Origin of the sequence: Kitasatospora sp. NPDC059747 (assembly GCF_042732955.1) — a bacterium.
Lineage (GTDB): Bacteria > Actinomycetota > Actinomycetes > Streptomycetales > Streptomycetaceae > Kitasatospora.
In genome coordinates this window covers 44,369-51,018 of the sequence record NZ_JBHWGV010000068.1, presented here as the reverse complement: position 1 = coordinate 51,018, position 6,650 = coordinate 44,369, and the positions used below count along the sequence as shown (strand labels likewise).

The window sequence follows — 6,650 nt, the reverse complement described above, 5'->3', positions numbered from 1 at the left end:
GACTCCACCGCGGCCCCCCCCCCCCGCCAGCACACCACCCCCCCCCCCACGCCCGCTTCACCCGCCGCTACCCCGCCCCCCGGCCCCCCCCCCCGGCCGGGGCCCCCCCCCGCTTCTGCGCGTCCTGTCGGTGTGACCTGGTAGTACTTGGGAGCGATGAGCAGCACAACAGGGGAGAACGGGGGCGCCGAGCCGGAGCAGCTGGCGTTCATCCGGGAGACGGTCCGCAAGGCCAAGCCGCGGACGTGGCGCGGCGCGAAGCGGGCCGAGCACCTGCCGGTGGCCCGGGTCGTGGTCGACAAGGGCGTGCTGACCATCGACAAGTTCTTCGACTACGAGGTCCCGGCCGCGATGGCCGAGGAGGCCCTTCCCGGCGTCCGGGTGCGGGTCCGGTTCGGCGCGCGCGTCGTCAAGGGGCAGCGCGAGGGCGGGGAGCTGCACGACGGGTTCATCGTGGCGCGGCTGGAGAAGAGCGACTTCCCCGGCCCGCTCGCGCCGCTCGCCCAGGTGCTGTCGCCCGAGCCCGTCCTCACCCCGCAGCTCCTGCGCCTGTGCCGGACCGTCGCCGACCGGTACGCGGGCACGCTGGCGGACGTCCTCCAGTTGGCGATCCCGCCCCGGCACGCCAAGGCCGAGGCGGAGGACTCCCCGCCGCCGCGCCCGCGCCCGGCGGCGCCCGCCCCCGGTGGCTGGCAGCGCTACCCGGCCGGGCCCGACTTCCTCGCCGCGCTGGCCGGCGGCGGCGCGCCGCGGGCCGTCTGGTCGGCGCTGCCCGGGCCCGGCTGGCCGTACGAGATCGCCCGGGCCGTCGCGGCGACGCTGGCGGGCGGGCGCGGCGCGCTGGTCGTCCTGCCGGACGGCCGCTCGGTGGCGCGGGTGGACCGGGCGCTCACCGAGCTGCTCGGCGAGGGCATGCACGTCGCCCTGGAGGCGGAGGCCGGTCCGCGCGAGCGCTACCGGCGCTGGCTCGCGGTGAGCCGCGGCTCGGTGCACGCCGTCATCGGCACCCGCGCCACGATGTTCGCGCCGGTGCGCGACCTCGGGCTGGTCGTGGTCTGGTCGGACGGCGACAGCAGCCACAGCGACCCGCGCGCCCCGCACCCGCACGTCCGCGAGGTCGCGCTGCTGCGGGCCGCCGAGGAGGGCGCGGCCGTGCTGCTCGGCGGGCACGCCGTGACGGTCGAGGGCGCGCAGCTGGTCAGCACCGGGTGGGCGCGGCCGCTGGTCGCCGACCGGGAGACCGTCCGGCAGGTCGCGCCGCGCGTGCGGACCGTCACCGACCAGGACCAGCACCGGGACGCCGCCGCGCAGGCCGCCCGGCTGCCGTCGGTGGCCTGGGAGGCCGCGCGCGAGGCGCTCGCGGCCGGGCACCCGGTGCTCATCCAGGTGCCCCGGCGCGGCTACGTGCCCCGGCTCGCCTGCGGACGCTGCCGGACGCCCGCGCGCTGCCGGCGGTGCGAGGGGCCGCTGGAGGCGCCGTCGGCGGACGCCGCGCTGTGCTGCGCGTGGTGCGGAGAGCCGGAGAACGACTGGCACTGCACCGAGTGCGGCTCCTTCCGGCTGCGGGCCCAGGTGGTCGGCGCGCGGCGGACGGCCGAGGAACTCGGGAAGGCGTTCCCGCGCATCCCGGTGCGGACCTCCGGGCGGGACGCGGTGCTCGCCACCGTGCCCGACGAGGCCTCGCTGGTGATCTCCACGCCCGGCGCCGAACCGGTGGTCGAGGGCGGCACCGGCTACGGCGCCGCGCTCCTGCTGGACGGCTGGGCGCTGCTGAGCCGCCCCGATCTGCGGGCCGGCGAGGAGACGCTGCGGCTGTGGCTGGCGGCCGCCGCGCTCGTCCGGCCGTCGACGGAGGGCGGGACGGTCGTCGTCGCCGCCGAGCCGTCCGCGCGGCCGGTGCAGGCCCTGGTGCGCTGGGACCCGCTCGGGCACGCCGGGCTGGAGCGGGACGAGCGGGCCCAGCTGCACTTCCCGCCGGTCTCCCGGATGGCCTCGGTCGCGGGGAGCCCGGCGGCGGTCGCCGACCTGCTCGGACTGATCCGGCTGCCGGAGGGCGCGGACGTCCTCGGGCCGGTGCCCGTGCCGGCGCTGCGCGGCGAGGAGCAGGAGCGCGCGCTGCTGCGCGTGCCGCCCGGGCAGGGGGCGGCGCTGGCGGCGGCACTGAAGGCGGCGCAGATCGCGCGGATCGCGCTGCGGACACCGGAGGCGGTGCGGGTGCGGGTGGATCCGCTGGACATCGGGTGACGGGCGGGTAGCGGTGGTGCTCCGTTCGGGCGCCGGGTGGTGGCGGCGGTTCGCTGCTCGGGCGCCGGGGGGCGGCCCGGCTCCGTCTCGTGCGGGGGCGGGGTGAGTGGGCCACCCCGCCCCGGGGGCCCTCGGGAGGGGAGGGGTCAGCCGCGCAGGGGGATGCCGGTGCGGTCGATCGGGGAGCGCTCGGCGGGGGAACGGTCGGGGACGCCGCGATCGATCGACGTCCGGTCCAGGGGCGTCCGGTCGATGGCGCTGCGGTCCACGGTGGGGCGGTCCGTGCCGGCGCGCTCCAGTGCACTGCGGTCCAGGCCGCCCTGGCGGGCCGCCGGGACGGTCGCGGCCAGGCCGCTGCGCTCGGCGGGTGCGGGCAGCTCCTCGGAGCGGTCCGGGCGGCTCGGGCCCGGGACGGCGCCGCTCGCGGCCAGCAGTTCGCTGGTCGGCCGGCGCATCCCGTACCGCCGGTGCACCGCCTGCTTGGTGACGCCGAGGGCCGACCCGACCGAGTCCCAGGAGAAGCCCAGTGCCCGGTCGAACTCGACCGCCGCCGCCACCAGCGTCTCCACGCTCTCCCGCAGCTCCTGTGCCAGGCGCACGGTCGGCGCGGGCGCCCGGCCGTACACCACGAACCCGGCCGAGGTGCTGGGGCGGCGCGGGCGGTAGACGTTGCCCAGCTGGGCGGTGAGGGTCCGCAGCGCGTCGACCTGGCGCCTCACCCGCTCGATGTCCCGCACCAGCAGGTGCAGGCTCGCCCGCGCCCGGGCGTCGTGGTTGATCTGCTCGGCCATGGCCTACGTGCCACCTTCCGTACGGTCAGCTCGGCCGGAGCGCCGTGTCCCGTGCGCCCCGGCCCCGGTCAATCTCACTTGACCAACGCCGAAGCGGGGGCCGGGGTAACGCCGCCGAGCGGACTCGGGATATGCCAGTCACGGGTGTGGGTGGCACGGGACGGGCCCGGCGGGCGGTGCGGGAGCGCCTGATGAGGTGCGTGAGGCCTGCGGGGTGCGTGGGGCGGGACGGCGGAGGACGGGGGACGGGTGGCCGGCCGGGCCGCACGGAGGGGTTGCATAGACTTGCCGGTGAACCAGCCGTTGTCCCAGCCCCGCGCCCCTACGGACAGGAGCCCGCGCCCCGTGGCGATCCAGCCGATCCGTCTCTTCGGAGACCCCGTCCTGCGCGCCACCGCCCAGCCGGTGACCACCTTCGACAAGGAGCTGCGCAAGCTCGTCGGGGACCTCACCGACACCATGCTCGACGCCCCCGGGGCCGGCCTCGCCGCGCCCCAACTCGGCGTCTCCCTGCGGGTGTTCACCTACCACGTGGACGGCGTCACCGGGCACCTGATCAACCCGGACCTGTCGCTGAGCGAGGACGAGCAGGACGGCCCCGAGGGCTGCCTCTCCCTGCCGGGCCTGCGCTACGACACCAAGCGCGCGTACGGCGTCGTCGCCAAGGGCTTCAACATGTACGGCGACCCGGTCACCCTGGAGGGCACCCAGCTGCTCGCCCGCTGCATCCAGCACGAGACCGACCACCTCGACGGGATCATCTTCATCGACCGGCTCGACACCGAGCAGCGCAAGGCCGCGCTCAGGGCGATCCGGGAGGCGGAGTGGGGCACCGGGCCGGCGCCGGTCGTCAAGGTCTCCCCGCACAGCACCTTCGGCGCGGCGCGCTGAGCTCCCCACTGGCCTGAATCCCCGTTTTCAGAAAGGCACTTGATGCGTCTCGTCTTCGCCGGCACCCCCGAGGTCGCCGTTCCCGCCCTGGACGCCCTGCTCGCCTCCGACCGGCACGAGGTCGTCGCGGTGGTCACCCGCCCCGACGCCCCCGCCGGGCGCGGCCGCAAGCTGGTCGCCAGCCCCGTCGCCCAGCGCGCCGAGGAGGCCGGGATCGAGGTCCTCAAGCCGGCGAAGCCCAGTGACCCGGACTTCGTCGCCCGGCTCACCGAACTCGCCCCCGACTGCTGCCCGGTGGTCGCCTACGGCGCCCTGCTGCGCCCCGGCACCCTGGAGATCCCCAAGCACGGGTGGGTCAACCTGCACTTCTCGCTGCTGCCCGCGTGGCGCGGCGCCGCCCCGGTCCAGCACGCGGTGCTCGCCGGCGACGAGGTCACCGGCGCGTCCACCTTCCTGATCGAGCAGGGCCTGGACTCCGGCCCGGTCTTCGGCGTGATCACCGAGGAGGTCCGCCCGGCCGACACCAGCGGCGAGCTCCTCACCCGGCTGTCGCTGTCCGGCGCGCGCCTGCTCGCCGCCACCATGGACGGCATCGCGGACGGCTCCCTGCACGCCGTGCCGCAGCCGGCCGAGGGCGTCACGCTCGCCCCGAAGATCTCCGTCGAGGACGCCCGCATCGACTGGACCCACCCCGCCCTGCGCATCGACCGCGTCGTGCGCGGCTGCGCCCCGGCACCCGGCGCCTGGACGGAGTTCCGCGGCGAGCGCCTCAAGGTGACCGGGCCGGTCAAGCTCCTGCCCGGGGAGACCGGGCTCGCGCCGGGCGAGGTCGCCATGGTGGGCAAGAACAGCGTCCGGGTCGGCACCGGCAGCCACGACATCGAGCTCGGCGAGGTCCGTCCGCAGGGCAAGAAGGAGATGCGGGCCGCGGACTGGGCGCGCGGGGCGCGCCTGGAGGCCGGGGAGCGCTTCGGGGGCTGAGAGGCCGGGGTACCCGGTTTGGCGTTACTGTTCGACTGTTCGTCCGACAACCACCGCAGCTGACAACGACCGCAGCTGACAACCACCGCAACTGATAACCACCGCAGCACTTTGAGGCACCTGTGAGCACTCCCAGCGCCAACCGCGCCCCCCGTCCGCACCGCCGGCCCAAGAAGGACCCGGCGCGGATCGTCGCCTTCCGCGCCCTGCGTGCCGTCGACGAGCGCGACGCCTACGCCAACCTGATCCTGCCGTCGCTGCTGCGCGAGGCCGAGCAGAAGGGCATGGAGCGGCGCGACGCCGCCCTCGCCACCGAGCTCGTCTACGGCACCCTGCGCCTCCAGGGCACCTACGACGCGATCATCGCCGCCTGCATCGACCGGCCGCTGAGCAAGGTCGACCCGCCGGTGCTCGACGTGCTCTCGCTCGGCGCCCACCAGTTGCTCGCCACCCGCATCCCGAGCCACGCGGCCGTCTCGGCCACCGTCGAGCTCGCCCGCGTCGTGCTCGGCGACGGCAAGGCGAAGTTCGTCAACGCCGTCCTGCGCCGGATCAGCGCCCGCGACCTCGATGCCTGGATCGAGCAGGTCGCCCCGCCGTACGACCAGGACGCCGAGGACCACCTCGCCGTCGTCCACTCGCACCCGCGCTGGGTCGTCTCCGCGCTCTGGGACTCCCTCGGCCGCTGGCAGCCGGACGCCTCCGGGCGCGCCGCGATCGAGGACCTGCTGCGCGCCGACAACGAGCGGCCCGAGGTCACGCTCGTCGCCCGGCCCGGACGGGTCGCCGTCGGCGAACTCGCCGACGCCCTGCCGGAGGCCGAGCCCGGCCGCTGGTCCCCGTTCGCGCTGCGGCTCGCCGAGGGCGGCGACCCGGGCTCGCTGGACGCCGTCCGGGAGAACCGGGCCGGTGTGCAGGACGAGGGCAGCCAGCTGGTCGCCCTCGCCCTCGCCGCCGCTCCGCTGGACGGCCCCGACCGGCTGTGGCTCGACGGCTGCGCCGGCCCCGGCGGCAAGGCCGCACTGCTCGGCGCCCTCGCCGCCGAGCGCGGCGCGGCCCTCGTCGCCAGCGAGAAGCAGCCGCACCGGGCCCGGCTGGTGGCGCGGGCGCTGGAGGGCAACCCCGGCCCGTACACCGTGATCGCGGCGGACGGGACGCGGCCGGCCTGGCGCTCCGGCGGCTTCGACCGCGTCCTCGTGGACGTGCCCTGCTCCGGGCTCGGCGCGCTGCGCCGCCGGCCGGAGGCGCGGTGGCGGCGGCGCCCCGCGGACGTCGCCGCGTTCGGGCCGCTCCAGCGGGACCTGCTGCGCTCCGCCATCGAGGCCACCCGGGTGGGCGGCGTCGTCGGGTACGCGACGTGCTCGCCGCACCTCGCCGAAACGCGGGCCGTCGTCGACGACGTGCTGCGCGCGGAGGGCGGCCGCGTCGAGTGGATCGACGCCCGGCCGCTGCTGCCCGGCGTGCCCGCGCTCGGGGACGGCCCGGACGTGCAGCTCTGGCCGCACCTGCACGGGACGGACGCGATGTACCTGGCGCTGCTGCGGCGGACGGCCTGACCCTGTCTCTTCCGCGCTCTCCCGCGCTCTCCCGCGCTCTCCCGCGCTCTCCCGCGCTCTCCCGCGCGATCCTCCGGCGCCGCCCGCCCCCCCGGGCGGGGGGGGGGGGGGGGGGGGTTTCCCGCCCGGGGGGGCGGGTGGGGGCGCGGGGGGGCGGGGGTGCGGGCGGGGGGGTGGGGCGGGGGGC

4 protein-coding genes and 1 pseudogene are annotated in these 6,650 nt (G+C 77.1%); 4 read left to right on the top strand and 1 reads right to left on the bottom strand.

Annotation, left to right across the window (positions count from 1 at the left end):
- Positions 1-156 precede the first annotated feature (156 nt).
- Complete coding sequence (locus ACFV4G_RS27070) at positions 157-2,244, top strand: primosomal protein N' (protein ID WP_380444660.1); 2,088 nt, start codon at positions 157-159, stop codon at positions 2,242-2,244.
- 320 nt (positions 2,245-2,564) lie between these two features.
- On the opposite strand, the pseudogene ACFV4G_RS27065 reads toward ACFV4G_RS27070, so the two are convergent.
- Positions 2,565-3,035 (bottom strand): annotated as a pseudogene (locus ACFV4G_RS27065) (hypothetical protein); the annotation flags it as partial.
- A gap of 345 nt (positions 3,036-3,380) precedes the next feature.
- Between ACFV4G_RS27065 and def the strand changes: the two are divergent.
- The 3 genes from def to ACFV4G_RS27050 all read left to right on the top strand — a co-directional run bounded on the left by def (position 3,381) and on the right by ACFV4G_RS27050 (position 6,463).
- A complete protein-coding gene (def, locus tag ACFV4G_RS27060) occupies positions 3,381-3,926 on the top strand; it encodes a peptide deformylase (RefSeq protein ID WP_380444658.1) in 546 nt (181 codons plus the stop codon).
- Positions 3,927-3,968: 42 nt separating this feature from the next.
- Complete coding sequence (fmt, locus tag ACFV4G_RS27055; RefSeq protein WP_380444656.1) at positions 3,969-4,907, top strand: methionyl-tRNA formyltransferase; 939 nt, start codon at positions 3,969-3,971, stop codon at positions 4,905-4,907.
- Between the two features lie 122 nt (positions 4,908-5,029).
- The gene (locus tag ACFV4G_RS27050) at positions 5,030-6,463 is read left to right on the top strand and encodes an RsmB/NOP family class I SAM-dependent RNA methyltransferase (RefSeq protein ID WP_380444654.1); all 1,434 of its coding nucleotides are present in this window, start codon (positions 5,030-5,032) and stop codon (positions 6,461-6,463) included.
- The last annotated feature ends 187 nt before the right edge of the window (positions 6,464-6,650 follow it).